11 protein-coding genes and 2 pseudogenes are annotated in these 17,257 nt (G+C 63.9%); 5 read left to right on the top strand and 8 right to left on the bottom strand.

The window, feature by feature from the left end:
* Nucleotides 1-258, top strand: a pseudogene (locus tag H162_RS0101335) (IS630 family transposase); the annotation flags it as partial.
* Between the two features lie 233 nt (nucleotides 259-491).
* On the opposite strand, the gene H162_RS33025 reads toward H162_RS0101335, so the two are convergent.
* The 4 genes from H162_RS33025 to H162_RS29855 are packed head-to-tail and all read right to left on the bottom strand — an operon-like array spanning nucleotide 492 to nucleotide 6,621.
* Nucleotides 492-770 (bottom strand): PAAR domain-containing protein, encoded by a 279-nt coding sequence (locus H162_RS33025; RefSeq protein ID WP_084676892.1) that lies wholly within the window; start codon nucleotides 768-770, stop codon nucleotides 492-494.
* 26 nt (nucleotides 771-796) lie between these two features.
* A complete protein-coding gene (locus tag H162_RS0101325; protein ID WP_020651642.1) occupies nucleotides 797-1,801 on the bottom strand; it encodes an SEL1-like repeat protein in 1,005 nt (334 codons plus the stop codon).
* A 25-nt stretch (nucleotides 1,802-1,826) separates the two neighbouring features.
* On the bottom strand, nucleotides 1,827-3,785 hold the full coding sequence (locus H162_RS0101320) for a phospholipase D-like domain-containing protein (protein ID WP_020651641.1): 1,959 nt from the start codon (nucleotides 3,783-3,785) through the stop codon (nucleotides 1,827-1,829).
* A 43-nt stretch (nucleotides 3,786-3,828) separates the two neighbouring features.
* The gene (locus H162_RS29855) at nucleotides 3,829-6,621 is read right to left on the bottom strand and encodes a type VI secretion system Vgr family protein (RefSeq protein ID WP_156885416.1); all 2,793 of its coding nucleotides are present in this window, start codon (nucleotides 6,619-6,621) and stop codon (nucleotides 3,829-3,831) included.
* Between the two features lie 145 nt (nucleotides 6,622-6,766).
* Between H162_RS29855 and H162_RS35130 the strand changes: the two are divergent.
* Nucleotides 6,767-7,040 (top strand): annotated as a pseudogene (locus H162_RS35130) (transposase domain-containing protein); the annotation flags it as partial.
* A gap of 45 nt (nucleotides 7,041-7,085) precedes the next feature.
* Nucleotides 7,086-7,685 carry a plasmid pRiA4b ORF-3 family protein gene (locus tag H162_RS0101300; RefSeq protein ID WP_026354096.1) on the top strand — a complete coding sequence of 200 codons (600 nt, stop codon included), beginning with the start codon at nucleotides 7,086-7,088 and terminating at the stop codon, nucleotides 7,683-7,685.
* A gap of 512 nt (nucleotides 7,686-8,197) precedes the next feature.
* Here H162_RS0101300 and H162_RS0101295 read toward each other — a convergent pair.
* Complete coding sequence (locus tag H162_RS0101295; RefSeq protein WP_084676891.1) at nucleotides 8,198-11,152, bottom strand: TonB-dependent receptor; 2,955 nt, start codon at nucleotides 11,150-11,152, stop codon at nucleotides 8,198-8,200.
* A 341-nt stretch (nucleotides 11,153-11,493) separates the two neighbouring features.
* Between H162_RS0101295 and H162_RS0101290 the strand changes: the two genes are divergently transcribed.
* Together H162_RS0101290 and H162_RS0101285 are read left to right on the top strand one after the other, a co-directional pair.
* Nucleotides 11,494-12,324 (top strand): flagellin N-terminal helical domain-containing protein, encoded by an 831-nt coding sequence (locus H162_RS0101290; protein WP_020651636.1) that lies wholly within the window; start codon nucleotides 11,494-11,496, stop codon nucleotides 12,322-12,324.
* 78 nt (nucleotides 12,325-12,402) lie between these two features.
* Nucleotides 12,403-13,245 carry a hypothetical protein gene (locus H162_RS0101285; protein ID WP_020651635.1) on the top strand — a complete coding sequence of 281 codons (843 nt, stop codon included), beginning with the start codon at nucleotides 12,403-12,405 and terminating at the stop codon, nucleotides 13,243-13,245.
* A gap of 8 nt (nucleotides 13,246-13,253) precedes the next feature.
* Here H162_RS0101285 and H162_RS0101280 read toward each other — a convergent pair whose 3' ends face one another.
* Genes H162_RS0101280 through fliR form a run of 3 tightly spaced genes read right to left on the bottom strand, consistent with a single transcriptional unit; the run spans nucleotide 13,254 to nucleotide 17,252 of the window.
* Entirely contained in the window at nucleotides 13,254-15,347 is a 2,094-nt protein-coding gene (locus tag H162_RS0101280; RefSeq protein WP_020651634.1) for a flagellar biosynthesis protein FlhA, read from the bottom strand.
* Nucleotides 15,344-16,483, bottom strand: coding sequence for a flagellar type III secretion system protein FlhB (gene flhB, locus H162_RS0101275; RefSeq protein WP_020651633.1), 1,140 nt, complete (start codon nucleotides 16,481-16,483; stop codon nucleotides 15,344-15,346). The genes H162_RS0101280 and flhB overlap by 4 nt, the downstream gene beginning before the upstream one ends.
* Nucleotides 16,473-17,252 (bottom strand): flagellar biosynthetic protein FliR, encoded by a 780-nt coding sequence (fliR, locus tag H162_RS0101270; protein ID WP_020651632.1) that lies wholly within the window; start codon nucleotides 17,250-17,252, stop codon nucleotides 16,473-16,475. The genes flhB and fliR overlap by 11 nt, the downstream gene beginning before the upstream one ends.
* Between the last annotated feature and the right edge of the window lie 5 nt (nucleotides 17,253-17,257).

The raw sequence follows: 17,257 nt of genomic DNA, 5'->3' as shown, positions 1-17,257 counted from the left end.
GCGCTACGCCTGATGAGGAGGCTGGAGTTGATCCACACTCCCAAGCATGGCAGTTGGCTCAACATGGCCGAATCGGAACTGAGCGCCGCTACGCGGCAATGTCTCGGACACCATATCGATGAGGTCGATGCCGTGGACCAGTTGGCTCGACAATGGGCCAGTCGCCGCAACCTACGCCAGACCGGTATCGACTGGCAATTCCGTACTGCAGACGCCCGGATCAAACTCAAGCACCTGTATCCGAAAATCGAAGTGTGATGCTGTACTAGTGCCCGACAGGACATCGCGCACCACCCATACCACTTCGTGAACGTGATCAGGCAAAAGGCTCGCCGGTACTCTTCGACCGGCTCGGCGCGGGCAGATCACGTGATATCGCGTTCTTCCCAACCCGATATCGGTGTGACTCTTCGATCCATCGAATGGTACCGCCAAGCTTTATTTGCCGTTCCTCGTTTTTTGACTATTTTCCAGTTGCAGACGCCATGGCGCTAGCCGACGCTGGCCGGCTGACTGCCAATCAGCTTGCACCCACACTCTGTCGTGCACCCTTCGACCACGACTGGTACGCCGTTGACGGTGAAGGACTTGGAGGCAGTAACAATCTTGTTGACCCCATGCGGTTTGCCTCCAGGGTAGACCTGCGGACAGTCGACCTGATCCCCGAGCCTGGCGATCGCGCGCCCACGAACGTCATGGTTCGGCGAGCCGCTGATGACGGTTCCGCCGTGATCGGTTTTATCGCCCACCGTGATTATCTTTAGAGGCATATCTGTCCCCCCATCAGCTGATGACTTTAGTAGGCCGGCGGGCCGTCTGGTTCGGGCTCGACTGCGTCCTGGATGCCGTTCCATGCGGGTAGTTCCGCAGGAGGCAGAGGCAACACCTGGTCGAGGCGGGCCAGTTTCAGGTCGGGGTTGAGGTCCAGTGCATCCGCGATCTGGTCGTACCGACGTTCACGTTCTGGATCGGGCAGGATCTCGATCGCTTTGAGCACAGCCTGCTCTTGTTTGTCGCGCAAACTCCACTCATTGGTGTCGAACATAAGCCTCAGTGCTACTGATGCGCGCTTGCTTCCAAACCGCGCGCCCGCTTGGTAATACTCCAGCGCAGCGGCGAAATTCTTGCTAAGTTTGGCATAGCTTCCGAGTTTGTAGGCTGCAGGTCCATGCCCTTGCTTATACGCGCACATCACCATCGCTTCCTCAGCGTCGTCACGTTCGGCTTTCAGGTACGCGCTCGCCAGGGCCATCTGCGCTTCCGGACTGCCGAGCTCGGCCGCCTTCCGGTAATAGGCCCACGCGATCTGTTCATCCTGCGCAGCGCCCCCGTAGCCGTGCTCGTGGGCGACGCCGAGATCGTAGTAGCCCCAGGCTTGGCCGGCGGCGACGGCCGAGCGCAGGATTTCTACCAATTTCTCCGCATCCGGATCGAGCACGTGGTTAGTGTCGAGGGGGCCGAGGCCGTTCCGGTAGAAGTAGGCCATCAATGCACGCGCGCCCCAGTCGCCCTGGTTCGCGGCGGCCTGCACATCGTGCAGGATACTGAGCGCTTCCTGGCGCGTCAGCTGCCACTCGATCTTGCTGCGCCACAGCTTGCGGGCGTTGATATAGAGCCGGTAGGCGGCCGGATCGCGGGTCTTCGGCATCGTGTCCTTCCAGCGGCCACAAGTCGTAATCGGGCCGTTGACGTCGAACGGCTGCAAGCCGGCCGGGATCGTGTGCATCTTTACGTACTCCAGATGTTGTTGTAAAAAATAGGCTCCGGTCGCGATGACGACTGAAGCGACGGCGATGTACATCCAGCGGCGAATTGTTGGCCGCATATCAGATTACCGGCGGACCAGGTTCCCTGTCGACGTGAAAGGTAGCGATCTGGCCTTTCAGGGGCCGGCCCTTCGCCATCGCATCAGTGTTGTCTTGCATCAGGTCCAACCATTTATCGAATGTTTTTCCCATATCGCCGAACAGCGCCGGCCCCTCGTCATTCGTACACTGCTTGAACAGCTTCCTGCGCAAGTCGAAAGCCACGTCCATCGCTTGACTGAGCAGATTGAGTTCGCTATCGAGGACCATGCTGCGCACGTTCAGGTTGGCCGAGCCGACCGTGAAGGCCGCATCATCGACGATCGCCACCTTGGCGTGGATGTAGGTCTCTTCGTAGTCCTTCGGGGATTTAGGCTGCTCGGCGCCGCTCCACATCGATGCCATGAGGGCTCTGATACCGCGTTTCTCCAGCTCCGCGGCCGTAATCGGCATCTTCGCCTTGCCGCGCCTGGCCTTCGCCACCGTTTCCTCGTGCTCGACCTTCATGGTCTCGCTGCGCCCGAGTTGCAGGGCAACGTCATAGGTCGCCAGATCCATGCCGTCAGTCTCGGGCGTCGAGGTCAGGATGAACACGTAGATGGGTTTGGTGTAGCCCGCGCTGCGCAGCTTCTCAATGCACGCCGTCAGGTAGGTGGCCCACTCCTCGTACTGGATGTACTGGTTCTGGATGAAGATGTAGTGATGGGTGAGCCGGGTCAGGTTGGCGTAGCATTCCTTGATCGATTTTTCCTGGTACGCCGGGTAGGTGCGCAACAGCTGCGCACTGTGGTGGCAGTCCTTCAGGGCGAAGTCGGCAGCCTTCAGGTGCCGCCTGCTCTGCACGAGAGCAGGCAGAGTCGCCGGCTTCTGGTCGGTCGCCTTGACCGCGACGGGTTCCTCCACGCCCGCCATGCCAGGCGGTGTCATCCAGATCGCGTTGTTCAAGGCTGGCGTACCCGGTTCGGATTCCTCCCACCCATGGCAGAAATTGTGGTTCATGTCGTACAAAATGGAGCCACGCACGCGCAGCGACACGTCCTGATACGGTTTCGCAGTGAATCCATATTGACTGATGAATTCGATGAGGCGCTCAGCCTTTCGCCGCGACGCTTGTTCAGGCTGGCCCGACATCGATCGCACTTGCCGCTCGTACCAGTCCTGCGTTTCATCCATAGCGGCTGTCAGCTTGCCGATCGCTTCGGCGGGATTCTTCCTGTACAGCGTTTCGCGGCGCCTGTCCTGGAAGCGATGCCTGGCCGTATCCCAGAAGTCGGTCGTCGAGTTATGCCCCATCACGTAGCCGACGGCGCGCGCCGGCGTTTCGTAATCGATCAGGATCATCTTTTGATGATGGGTGGGATAGATGGAGCCGGCCCGGCCGTCGATAGGGCTGATCTTGTACTTCTCGCCTGCCAGCGCAGGCCCCCGGAACTTCAGGGCGACTTCCCGGGTACGCAGCACGATGTTCGGCACCTTGTTCGCGATGATCTCGTCGAACCATACACGGTTATACCGGTCATGCGTTTCGCCGAAATAGCCGGCGTAGGCGCCGATCGTGGGGATACGGGTTCCATACAGGCCAGGATTATTTTTCTGGATCGCATACGAGGCCGCATTGTCGTGCCAGAGCAGCAGGCGCACCGCGACCGGGTTCTCCTTGCGGGTCGAAATCTGCTTGAGCAGGTCGCCATAGCGCATGCCGTCTTCGGCTGAACTACCACGGACGAGCACCATGCCCGGATCGAATCCCCAGGTGATAATGTCCACGCTTCCTCGCGCCGCGAGGAGGTCTTTCTGGATACTGCCGAACACCTCTTCGCCGCAGATGAGGGGTTCGATCCGGCAGTGGTGGCGCGCCAGGTAGGTCTTGTGCTTGCTCGTCCTGACCCACCAGGGCAAGGATAGGCATTGGTAAGGGCCTACCGCCTGGTTGTAGCAGAGCTTCTGTGTATAGAGGCCCTCGTTTTCTTCCATGCCCATGCGCTTCCCTTCCGCTTAAAAGGCCGCTGTCGGCGCTTGCAACTTATGCTTGCTGGCTGGACCAGGGATTGGCATCGATCCGGTCCCGGTCCAGGGAATGTTCGTCCTCGGTCAGGGCGCCGCCCGGGTTCTCATAGCCGTGGTATCCCACTCCTGCATTTTGCTCGTGCTGCTCGGCGTAGGCGCTAGCAGCAATAGCGAAAGACTGGCCGGTCGGGAGCTCGACCTTGTACTCCGCATTGGCATCGAGCTCGTGCGCGAACTGGATGTTTCCCTTGTCGTCGATGTGTCCCTGCTCGACCAGGGCTCCGTCCTTGAACAGTTTGAAGGGCAAGCCGGCACCGGTCCTCCCCGCGGTCTCGGCATGGCTGCCGATGTGCAGCGCGGCGCGGCCCTTGCGCAGCACATCGGCCACGGGTGGCATGTTGGCCGCCATCTCCGCGTTCTTTGCATTGACCAGGCTGTGGTGCGCAGCGTGCGCCACGAAGCTGCCGTTGGTGCCGTGTTCGATGCCGCCGGCAGCGAATTTCACGTAGCTGCCGCCGCCGTTGATGACCACCTCTTCCTTGGCACTGATCGTGATCCGGTTGGCCGTGTGCGTGATTTCCAGCTTCGCCAGCAGCTTGATGTTGTCCGACAGGGCCTGCAGGTCGATGTCGCCGGCCGCCGCCACCATCTTCAAGCCAGCCTTCTGGACGAACAAGCGTAAGGACTGGCGGACGCTGGCAAAGAAATGCGTACCAACGCCTAGAGACAAGCTTTTCCCGGTCGTGAGAGCCGTGTGGCGGTCGCTGGCGATGTGGGTGTCGCCGGTAGTCGTCGTCGCGATACCGGCGGCACTTGCGAGTACCAGGTGCGGTTTCGCCAGCTCGGAGAAGCTGCCCGCTTTCGAATCTTGACCCTCGACCGAGTCGGTCTGCGCTTGCAGCACGGAAGCAACGGCATCCTGGTTGTCGACAGGCTCCTGGGCCCCATTCTTCTGCGCGATCTCGGCCAGCAGTTGATGCTGTTCGCCAGCCAGCACGAGTCGTCTCGTCGTTTCGTCCATGTCCTTGATGGGTCCGCGTGCCGCCTGCCGCGCTTCGGTCGTGATGAGCAGCCCTTTGCCTGCACGTGCCACACCGTGCCCGTCGGTGCGCAGTTCCCAGCCTTCGCCGCGTGTGTCCTTGCGCCCGCTGGTGTCTTCGATGCGCGTAATGTATCCGAGCGAGAGCTGGCTGCACTGATGGTCGCTTTTCAGCTGCGCCTGGATCTTGTCCTTCGTATCGTCGAGAACAAGGTGATTGCCGCGCGCTCCGCCCCCAAGCTCCCGGCTGCGCAGGCCGGCGAGCGACTGCTGCTCCGGCAGCGACCACGGCGGCATGTGCGTTTGGTTGTAGAGCGCGCCGAGTACGAGCGGATGGTCGATATTCCCGTTCGGGTAGACGACGGCCACTTCCTCGCCGACGCGCGGCAACCGGATCTGCCCGAATTCGCGGCCGGCTGCCGGGCTCAATACCCGGATCCACGGCGAACTCTTCTCGTCGTAGTTGCCCAGCCGGTCCCAGTGGAACTGCAGCTTGACGCGCCCGTAGCCATCCGTGTGGATATCGGCGCCGGCCGGGCCGACGACGATGGCGGTATGCAGCCCCGTGTAGGTAGCCGGCTCGCTGTTGTAGTTGCGGCCGAGACGCCAGCGGATATCCTGGCGGATGCACGTAAAGCGGTTTTCGTAGTGCGAAGGTGCACCAGGGCCGGCCTGGTAATTATTCGATACCTCATGGTCGGCGGACAGGATGAGGTAGTAGCGGTCTGCAATGCTGCTGCGCGGTCCGGCGTCGTAGCGACGCGAGCGCGGCTCGGCGCTGAATTGGCCGCCGAGCTTGAACGTGCGGCCGGGCAGCACGCACCGTTCGTTGCCGGCCGCCTCGAAGTACTGCGTGTCCTTGTCCGCCTCGTCCATGCGCCGGCCCGCCAGCTGTTCACCCTCGGTGTGCAGGCGAAAACCATAGGCGCCAAGGTCCTCGTAGACTTCGTAAGGAATGATGTCGCCCTGCTGGTTGACTGAAGCGGCTTCAGCACGTTGGGCTGTAGGATTCTTGTAATCGAATGATGCCAGCGTGGTCTTGCCTGAACCGAGGCGTCGGATGGCCGTCCACTCGTGAATGCCGTCGTCCTCGCGCGAGCCGCCCTTGTCGTGGAAAGAGATGACGTACGCTTCCTCATCGATCGGCTCGGCCAGGAAGCTGTTGTCCGAGATCATGAGCTTGTGGCCGTCGAAGCGGTGTTCGTACCAGTAGTGCAGGCCAAGCGCTTCCCAGCGCCGGTGCAGGTGGTTGTAGTCAGTTTCGTTGTACTGGTTGGCGACGGTCAGCATCGACTCGTCGATCTTGACCATGTGCCAGTCGGCCTGGGGGTAATGCTTGAGGGTTTCCTCGGTGATCTCGAGCACGTTTTTATTGTGGAACGACCTGCTGTCCTTGCGCAGGCGCGCGAAGGCGAGCCAGGGTTCGAGCAGTATCTGATAGAAGGCAAAGCCGCCATCGCTGCGCAGGAAGCGGAACTCGGTGATGTAGCCGTTGAAGTAGCGCAGGGAACCGTCTTCCCGGACCAGGGAGATCGTCACCATTCGGCCCATCATTATTTTCAACGGGATGCGCTGGTCGTCCGACAGCACCTCGGCGTCAAAGCGGAAACTGCGCGAGACTTCCTCATGAGCGACCAGCTTGTTGGGCAGAAGGATCGCGGACGGCCCGTCCTTGAATGGAAAGTCGAGCCGCATGAGCCGGTTATGTTGAGATGCGCCGCTGAACGCCGACCGCGCGGCACCGGCCGCAATACCCTGGCTTTCGCCCATTGATTGCCTCCTGAAGGGCCGCTTGGCCTTAGCACACGGGAAAAATAGTCAGCTGACACCTTACCTGCATGCTGCCAGGCGGAGCTTGCTGAGAATCAATGTATTTCCCTGTGCCATGGTGAACGTGGCGCGTACGTCGACCCTGAACGCCGAGGCGCTGCGCCGCATCGGCGAGCTGTACGCCATCGAAGAAGCTATCCGCGGCAAGCCGCCGGATAAACGCCTCGCCATACGGCAGGCGCGGGGCAGGCCCATGCTCCATGTACGGCTTGTTCGGCACGGCCAGGCTCAATGGTGTCACCCCCGAAGCCTGGCTGCGTTACGTGCTGGAGCGCATCGACAAGCGTCCCGTCCACCGGGTGCACGACTTCCTGCCCTGGAACCTGGCTGATACACTGGCGGCCACTCCCGTCACCTGAGCCGCGCGCGTCTCGCCAGGCGGCTCAATCACGATTCTTCCGCTCATGGCAAAACCAGCTCACATCCTTATCATCCACGTCAGCATCGATGATGTTGCGCCACCCGTCTGGCGCCGCATCCAGGTCGATGGCGACATCACGCTACGTAACCTGCACCACATCCTCCAGGCATCATTCGGCTGGACCTCGTCGCATCTGCATCAATTTGATATTGAAGACGATACCTACGCCATGCTCGACAACGAGTACGTGCCTGACCTGATCGAGGAGCCAGGCCATGGCCCGCGGGACGATCGCAAGGCCAAACTGGGGCGGCTCGTCTATCCAGGCCAGCGATTCATCTATTTGTACGATTTCGGCGATTCGTGGGCGCATACCGTCCATATCGAAAGCATCTCCGAAGCGCCCGAAAAACTGGGATATGCCACCGTGATCGACGGCGCGGGCGCCTGCCCTCCGGAAGACGTCGGCGGCCCGCCTGGCTATATCGAATTCCTCGACACTATCGAGCGCAGGCCGCGCAGCCAGGAGGCGCGTGAAATGCTCGACTGGGCAGGCGGCGAATTCGATGCCAAGGTTTTTGACAAGCGTGCGGCCAACGCGACTTTGTTACGGATGGCCGTGAACGGATGGGGAAAGAAATAGGTTCTAGCACGGCCTCGGGACCACGCTTACGGCGCTTACCAAAACAAGGTGACGATGAGCTTCGTTCCGGGCGATGCTAGCCTGCGTGCCGGGACTTCTTGCGAGGCTGAGCAACTGTTGCTCAGCTAGCGCGCGGCATCCAACTTATCCATTACTACAAATTTGCTACAGCGCCCTTCATCTTCACTCTGCAAACTCCTCTTCCTCGGTCCAGTCCATCATGGGTGCTACGCTGAGTTTTCGCTTTCCGTATTTCATCAAATTCCTGTTTTTCCCTCTGGGAGAGAACAAAGACAACTCAATCCCCCGCCTCGCTGTTTGCCACGGATGGTGTCGATACTGAACATCGAGGGACGCTGTGCGCTCGGATCCGCCGTAGGGGACATCAGTCCATTGCGGAACATTTCCGGCTGGAGCGCAGGCCGTCGCGCCGGCCCGTCAGGCCGAGCTTGAGATGGATGCCCGCCGTTTCAACGCGGGCCCGCGAATCTTACCCTAAAAGCGCGCATTACTTATAGTTGAGTCCCCACAACCAGGCCAAACCGGCGCGGTTCCAGCACGAAGATATTGGTATAGGAGCCAGACGCCTGGGAGGAGACGAAGCGTCCCGTCGTGGCGTTGTTGCCGGTCAGGTTTTGTATGTAAGCGCGCACGAACCACTGCTTCCCGGGTCCGAACAGCTGGAGCTGGGCATTGACGTTGGCGTAACCCTTGATCCGGTCAAGCGGCTTGTTGAATGCGCTGGAGAAGGTCCTCCCCGTGTAATGCGCATCGATCCGCGGCACCAGGGTCATGCCATTGCCAAGACTGAAACTGTATTCGGCCCCGGCCGACAGCTTGAATCGCGGCGATAGCGGCAATGCGTTCCCCTTGAGGCTCACCTCGACGCCGTCGGCCACCGTGTATTGCGATCCCCCGGCTGTTCCGAGCGCGTCGCACATACTGAAGGCACCGGTCGCCCTGGTTCCCGGTAAGGCAACGGGCGGCCTCAGGCCCAGTTGGGCATTCACGGCAGTCACCAGGCCGTTCGCCCCTGCCCCGCTTCCTCCCGCCGCCGGGATGACGGCACAGTTCGAACCGCTCGCGGTATCCTTGATCACCACCACATCCGAACGCCCGCCGGATGGATCGCGCGGATCGATGAGCGATACCTCCTTCAGTCTCGTCTTGAGCAAGCTTGCCGACACATTCAGCCTGAAACCGCGCACGGGAATCACTACCGACTCCAGCTCCGCCCCGAAGATGTCCGCATCGGCGTTATCGTTCACGGCCGATCGGCCCACCAGGCGGCTGATCTGCAAGTCCTTGTAGCGGACGGCGAAGGCGCTCGTGCTCACGTTGAGCTTCCCGCCCAGCAGCGTATTCTTGGCGCCAAGCTCGAAGGCGTCCAGCGTTTCCTTCTTGAATTCGGACGCCACCTGAAACTCGACCGGAGTGGCCGGATTCAGGCCGCCCGACTTGTAGCCCCGCGAATACGAGGCGAAGTAGAGCGTGTTCCTGTCCGGCCGGTAGTCGGCCACCAAGCGGCCGGTGACTGCGCTGGACTTGGTCCGCTGGTGCGCGTACAGCTGGCTGCCCTCCCGCGATGCATCCGCATCGTAGGCGCCGGCGTACGGGGACTGGAAAGCCTCCGCTACGCCGAACGGAACGGGGAAGGAGAGCAGCACGGCGCGCTGGCGCTGGCGCTTCTCGTCACTTGAATAGCGCAGCCCGCCCGTCAACTTCAGCTTGTCGCTGGCCGCGTAGTAGGCCTCGCCGAACACCCCATAGCTCTCCAGCTTCAGTTCGGGCAGTTCCGAATTGTAGAAACCGGGACCGAGGAACACATTCGGGTAGGCCAGGTTGCCCGCGGCGCGTTGGCCGAGGCTGGTGATCCCACCCAGCACCCCCGCAGCGTAGTCGAGTGCGAACAGGTTCACAAAATAATCGTTGTCGCGTTTGTAATCGAGGTAGATGGCGCCGACGAGGAAATTCAATGGGCCATCGAATTTGCTGTCGAGATGGGCCTCGACCGTGCGCTGCCTGAACTTGTCCCTGAAGCGCTCGAATTCAGCGCCGCGCGGCGAGCAGCCACTGACATGGCCACCGTAGATGCCGGTGTACCGGCGGTTCGGTTCCGACGTGCACAGTCCTCCCGACAGGCCGTTGGGGAACAAGGCTGAGGCCACCGGCGTGAAGGGATTGAGGCCTCCGGGAAAGGCGGCTCCCGGAGCGTTGGCCAACGCCGCCAGATTCAGCACGCCGGGGTTCGCGGTCAATGGATTCGCGGCCGACAGATGGAAGTCGGCGCGCTGGTCGGAGCGGTCGCGAACGTAGCCCCCGGTAACGGTCAGCGCGTACTGTTCACCGAGTTTTTGCTCGAGCCGCAAGATCAGGTGCGCGTTCTCGGCATGATAGGACGGCCTCAGGTCGGAACGCACCTCGCGCAGGTCCTCGGGTGAGCGCACGCCGCCATACAGCGGGTCCGGGCCATACACGCTCGACAACCCCAGGTCGGCGATCAGGGGGTTGCCCCCGCTCGCAATGCCGAACAACTCGCGGGAACCCAAGACGCCGGCGACGACGCCGTGGAAGTTGGGCGTGTCGGATCCAAGCCGGTCCGGCCGGCAGCCCATGATGCCGACCTCGTCGCGGGAGCACAGTTGCTTGCTGAAGCGGGTACGATCGTCGTTCTCGCGGAAGTAGGAGCCGATCAGGTCCAGGGTGGTCGACTTGCCGGCCAGGAGGCGCAGGCTGGCGCGCAGCGCATACAGGTCGCGTCCATCGATGCGGCTGTGATCGAACAGGTTCCTGGTATACCCGTCCCGCTTCAGATACGTCCCCGCCAGGCGCAGGCCGATGGCATCGCTGAGTGGGATGTTGACCATCCCGTTGACCCGGCGCGTATCGTACTTGCCGACTTCGACCTGGATGCTGCCATGCTGTTTGTCGAACGTGGGCCGGGCCGTGATGAAGTTGATCACGCCCGCCGTCGCATTCCGGCCGTACAGCGTGCCTTGTGGTCCACGCAGCACTTCGACCCGCTGCAGATCGAAAAATTCGGTTTCAAAAATACGCGACTGCAAGACAGGCATGTCGTTGATATGGATGGCGGTCGCCGGATCGCAGGAAAGGCCGGTGCAGAGATCGCCCACGCCCCGGATCGTGAAGGTCGCCCCATCGAACATGGCCTTGGTAAAGTTCACGTTCGGAACACTGTATTGCAGGTCGAGGGCGTTATTGATCTGGCGGGAGGCCAGGTCGGTTGCCGTCAGCGCGGTGACCGACATCGGCACATCCTGCAGCAGCTGGGACTGGCGTTGCGCCGTCACGACAACCGTCTGCACGACTTCCACTTCGGCCGGCGGCGCCTGCTCGACCTCGGGCGCCGGCGCCACCTGGGCCAGGGCGCCCTTCGCAGCCATCCCGAAGATGAAGAGTGGGATTGCGGAACTGGCCGCAGTCCTGTGACATGTTCCGATACGCATGACCACGCCTCCTGTTTGCGGGCCCCTGTCCCAGGCGTCTCCGCCAACGATCCGGGAACGGGAGCGTACTGCGGGCAGATCGGGAAATGCACGGGATGCCACGGCACGGGCCGGGCCGGCCATGGCATCCCAACGACCACCTTAGCATGAGCGCCGCTTCCTCCGCCCTCTCCGCCCGCCAATTCCGCTCTGCATGGACGATCGCGCGCGGTCCAAAAAAATAATTCAAAAAATTTCCATGTGGCATTTAATGCCGTACACAAATTTGTCGCCCTGTACTCATGAGAGCGAGTGACGCACTCGAAAACAGACTTCTCCCCCTTATCAAACAGGAGTTCACCATGCTGAGCCTTCATACCAACAACGCCGCACTGTCCGCACAAAACGCCATCACCCGTACGCAAAACTCGCTGTCGACGTCGATGACCCGCCTGTCGACCGGCTACCGCATCAACTCGGCAATGGATGACGCGGCCGGCCTGCAGATCGCCAGCCGCCTGAAAGCCCAGACCTCGGGCATGGGCGTCGCGATGCGCAACACCCAGAACTCGACCTCGATGCTGCAGACCGCCGAAGGCGCGCTGGATGAAGTCAGCAACATGATGATCCGCATGAAGGATCTGGCGACCCAGGCAGCCGACGCTTCCTCGACCGCCGCCGACAAGACCGCGATGAACGCCGAATACGCGGAGCTGGCCAAGGAACTGAACAACGTGATGACCAACACCACCTTCGGCGGCACCTCGCTGTTCGGCACCACCATGGCTGCTCCGATGGACTTCCAGATCGGCGCCGGCGCGACCGAAGTCATGACCGTCGACTTCTCGGGCGGCGTGACCGCCGTCACCGGCAGCGTCACCGCTATCACCGCCGGCTCCCTGGCCACCGCCGCCGGCGCGACCGCCGCCATCACCCTGCTGGAAACCGGCCTGCAGAACTCGAACACCCTGCGTTCGAGCCTGGGCGCCTCGGCCAACCGCCTCGAACACGTGTACAACAACCTGGCCAACATCAGCACCAACACCAAGAACGCAACCGGCCGCATCATGGACGTCGACTTCGCGACCGAAAGCGCGAACATGACCTCGAGCCAGATGCTGCTGCAAGCCGGCACCGCGATGCTGAAGCAGTCGAACAGCATGTCCTCGATGGTCATGTCGCTGCTGCAGTAATGGCCACGGCCTGAACGCAAGTTCGGGTAGAGTCCAGGGGCCAGCCATCCACGGCTGGCCCTTTTTCTTTAGAACGCCATGACCAGCATCCCCTCCATCGTTCCCCTCCTGCCGCCGCCCACGCCGCCGCTCCATGTCGGCGCGGTGGCGGCTGTCGCCTCCGTGGCGCGCGCCATCGCCGGGGGAGAGGGGCTGCCGCTGCCGGCCTCGCAGGCGCTGGCGCCCGCCCCGCAGGCGGCGCCCGAATCCGCCCAGGATGGCGCCGCGATGCGCGCGGACCAGGTGTTCATGACGCGCCAGCTGAGTTTCCCCGTGGCCGACGGCCAGGCGCTGGCCTCCTCCTGGCGCGCGATGGTGCGCAACTACGGCAACCAGCTGATGGACCGCGAACTGCGCGCGCAGGCCGGCCGGCTGCCGGCGGCGGTGCTGGCCGCGAGCCAGGAGGGACGCGTGCTGCGCCAGCCCGATGGCGCGCCGCTTCCGCCCGACGCCTGGCGCTTCACGGTGCACGCGGGCGGTCCGCGGGCCCGGCACCTGCGCGTGGTCGCCGGCGAAGCCGACCCGCCGCCCGGCCGCCGCCGCCGCGCCCGCGCGGCCTTGCGGCTGGAACTGGAACTGGCGGACGGCACGGCCGTGGTGCTGCAGGTCGCGCCGATGCCCGGCGGGGTGGCGCTCGAACTGTGCGCGCCGGATGCGGCGGCGCTGGGCCGGCTGCGCGCGCTGCAGCCGCTGCTGGAGGAAGCCGTGGCGCGCGCGGGGCTGGCCGTGCGGCGCTGGAGTTACCGCGACCGGCTGCCGGACGGGCCTCGGCATGCGCGCCTGGCCGCGTCGGATGCGGCCCAGGTGCTGACCCTGCCGGTGTTTCGTGCGGTGGCCGAGCTGGCGCTGGCGCTGCCGGCGCAGGGCGAACCCGCGAGCTGACGCCGGCCCTAGCCGACCGTCCCCACGATCGACACGTCGCGGTTTTCCGGAATCTCGTTATACGACAGCACGTGCAGCCCCGGCGCAAACAGCCGGGCATAGCGCGCCAGCAGCGGCCGCACCTGCGGCAGCACCAGCAGCAGCGGCGGCGTATGCGCCCCCTTCATCTGCTCGCGCGCCACCGGCATGTTGATCTGCAGCTGGGACAGCAGCTGCGGGTCGATCGGGTAGTTGTCCAGCGCGACCTTGCCGCCGCCGTTCTGGCGCGCCTGGTTCAACGAGCCGAGCAGCATGTTCTCCAGTTCCGCCGACAGGTTAAAGGCCGGCATGTCCTTCTTCTTGCCGAACAGCTGGGACACGATCTGGCGCCGCAGCGCGCAGCGCACCTCGGCCGCCAGCAGGATCGGATCCTTGGTCGTCTCCGAACTGTCGAGCAGGGTCGTGGCGATCACCACGATGTCCTTCAGCGACACGTTCTCGGCCAGCAGCACGCGGAACACGCGCAGCAGCTGGGTGTGGGTCAGCGCCTTGTCCAGCGCCCCCGCCAGCTTGGGCGACAGGGCGGTCAGGCGTTCCAGGATGGCCGGCACGTCCTCGTGGCGGAACAGCTCGTGCAGGTAGTCGCGCACCACCTTCGAGGTGTGGGTCGCGATCGCGCTCGGCACCTCGATCACCTGGTAGCCCAGCCCCAGCGCATGCGCCTTCTGCTCGGGCGCGATCCAGGTGATCGCCATGCCGTAGGCCGGCTCGATCCCGGGAATGCCATCCAGCTCGCCGTACACGTTCGGCGACGGGATCGCCATCAGGTGCTCGGGCATCACCTCGGCTTCCGCCACCACCGTGCCCGACAGGCTGATCGCGTACTGCGCCGGGCGCAACGCCAGGTCGTCGCGCACCCTGACCTCCGGCAGCAGCACGCCCATCTGCTCCGACAGGCTCTGGCGCACGCCCTTGATCCGCTTCGCCAGCGGCTCGCCCTGGGCGCGGTCGATCATCCCGACCAGTTTATAGCCCACCGCCACCGTCACCGGCTGCACCACGGGCAGCGCCTGCCAGTCCAGCTCGGGCGCGCGCTCGTCGCGCAGCGCCGCCTCGATCGCGGCCACGCCGGCATGGTCCGGCGCCCTCACCTGGCCGTCCAGCTTCCAGCCGACATAGCCCAGCACCGCGGCGAAGATCGAGAACCAGAACACCGGCATGCCCGGCACGATCGCCAGCACCAGCATCACGCCCGCGGCCGAGTACAGCACCGCCGGCTGCGCCAGCAGCTGGCCGCCGACCTGCTGTTCCAGCTCGCCCGATTCGCCGATGCGGGTCACCAGGATCGCGGCCGCCGCCGACAGCAGCAGCGCCGGGATCTGGGCCACCAGGCCGTCGCCGATGGTGAGCAGCGCGTACACGCGGAAGGCTTCTCCCATCGGCAGGTCGTGCATCAGGGCGCCGATCGCGATGCCGCCCACCAGGTTGATGACCAGGATCAGGATCGATGCGATCGCGTCGCCGCGCACGAACTTCGAGGCGCCGTCCATCGCGCCGTAGAAATCGGCTTCCGCCGCCACGTCCCTGCGCCGCGTGGTCGCCTTTTCCTGGTTGATCAGGCCCGCGTTCAGGTCGGCGTCGATCGCCATCTGCTTGCCCGGCAGCGCGTCCAGGGTGAAGCGCGCCGACACTTCCGAGATCCGCTCCGCGCCCTTGGTCACGACCACGAAGTTGATGATCATGAGGATCACGAACACCACCAGGCCGACCACGAAGTTGCCGCCGATGACCACGTTGCCGAAGGATTCGATCACCTGGCCGGCCGCGTGCGTGCCCTCGTGGCCGTGCAGCAGGACCACGCGGGTGGAGGCCACGTTCAGGGCCAGGCGCAGCAGGGTGGTGCCCAGGATCACGGTCGGGAACACCGAGAAGTCGAGCGGTCTCCTGGCCGACACCGAGACCAGGATCACGATCAGCGCCAGCACGATGTTGAACGTGAACAGCACGTCCAGCAGGATCGGCGGCAGCGGCAGCATGATCATGGCCAGGATCGCGATCAGGAACACCGGGGCGGCGTATTTCTGGCGTCGCAGGGCGGCGATGAAGGCGTTGAAGGAATTCATTCTGGGATCTCGCTCAGGTGAGATGGAACGGCCACCTCGTTGGGGAACCGCGGGGGCGCCTGGCGCCGGCCTGCACGGAACGCGTTCAGTTGCAAAACATAGTTCAGGACTTGCGACACCGCCTGGTACAGCTGCGCCGGAATCTGCTGCTGCACCTGGCTGGTGTTGTAGATCGCGCGCGCCAGCGGCGGCAGCGACAAGGTCTCGACCTTGTGCTCGGCGGCGACGCGGCGGATGTACAGCGCCATCTCGTCCACGCCCTTGGCCACCACGAACGGGGCCTCGGCCCGGCTGGTGTCGTACTTCAGCGCGACCGCGTAGTGCTCGGGGTTGACGATCACGACGTCGGCCGTCGGCACCGACTTGCGCACGCTGCGCTGGGCCAGCTGGTGCTGCAGCTGGCGGATGCGCTGCTTCACTTCGGGCCGGCCCTCGTTGCTCTTGTGTTCTTCCTTGATCTCCTGCCTGCTCATGCGCTGGTTGCGCAGGTAGAGGAAGGATTGCACCGGCACGTCGACCAGCGCGAACACCACGAACACCGCCACCAGGGCCATCAGGCCGTCGAACATCATGCCGGCGCCGTGCGCCAGCGCGTCCGGCAGCGGCATGCGCTGCAGCCCGAGGTAGGCCCGCATGCCGGCGCGGCACACGAACACCATCACCAGGCCCAGCACCACGGCCTTGGCCGCCGAGGTGGCGAAGCCGATCCAGTGCTTTTGCGAGAACAGGTTGCCCAGGTTGGTCATTGGACTCAGGCGGCTCCATTTCGGCGCCAGGTTCCTGCTCGACATGACCCAGCCGCCCGGCACCATGGCGGCCGCCATGATCGCGCCCGGCACCACCACCAGCGGCAGCACCATCTTCGCCAGCAGCAGCAGCGCGCCGCCGAACACCACCGACAGCGCATTCTCGATCGCGCCCGCCTCGCCCAGCGGCACGAACACCAGGCGGAACAGCTGGCGGAAGTCCTCCAGGTAGCCGGGCAGCATCAGCGCGAACAGCTTGAGGCTGACCAGGATGCCGACGGCGGTCGCCAGGTCGCGCGAGCGCACGGCCTGGCCTTCCTGGCGCGCTTTCTTCAGCTTCTGCTGCGAGGGCTTTTCGGTCTTGTCGCCGCCGGTGCCGTTATCCGCCACGCGCCCTCCCCATCTGCTGCTGCAGCATCTCGAGCACCTGGTTGGTCATCGCGACGTAGTGCTCCGGGATGAAGCGCACCAGCTGTACCAGCATCAGCAGGCCGAAGATGGTAACCAGCGAGAAGCCCAGCGAGAACAGGTTCAGGCTGGGCGCGACCCGGTTCAGGAAGCCGAAGCCGATCTGCACCACCATGGTCGAGAACACGATCGGCAGCGCCAGCAGCAACGCCGCCGAGAACACCCAGCCGAAGTTCAGCGCGACGGTCTCCAGCAGCAGCGGGCCGACACCTCCTCCCACCGGCCAGGCCCGGAAGCTCTGGCCCAGCACCGCCATCAGGATCAGGTGGCCGTCGATCGCGAAGAACACCAGCATCGCCACCAGCGACATCAGGATCGAGATCACGTCCGACACCGCGCCGTTGACCGGGTCGTTCATCTGCGCCAGCGAAAAGCCGATCTGGCTCGAGGCCAGGAAACCCAGCATCGAGATCGCGGCCATCGCGAACTGCAGCGCGATCCCGAGCACGGCGCCGATCACGGCCTGCTCGAACATCGCCACCACGCCGGCCAGCGAGAACGGATCGGGCATGGCGCCGCCGCGCGTCAAGGGCAGCATCAGGAAGGACAGCACCAGCGCCAGCAGCGCGCGCACCGGCAGCGGCACCGCGCCCTCGCCCAGCACCGGGGCGGTCGCCATCGCCGCCATGATGCGGCAGAACGGCCACCACAGGGCGCCGATCAGGGGCAGCAGGAAACCGGCCAGTTCCATCCGGC

The sequence above is a fragment of the Massilia niastensis DSM 21313 genome, assembly GCF_000382345.1.
In the GTDB taxonomy this organism is placed as follows: domain Bacteria; phylum Pseudomonadota; class Gammaproteobacteria; order Burkholderiales; family Burkholderiaceae_D; genus Telluria; species Telluria niastensis.
Note: the sequence above shows the minus strand (reverse complement) of the source record. Positions and strands in the feature narration are given on the sequence as shown.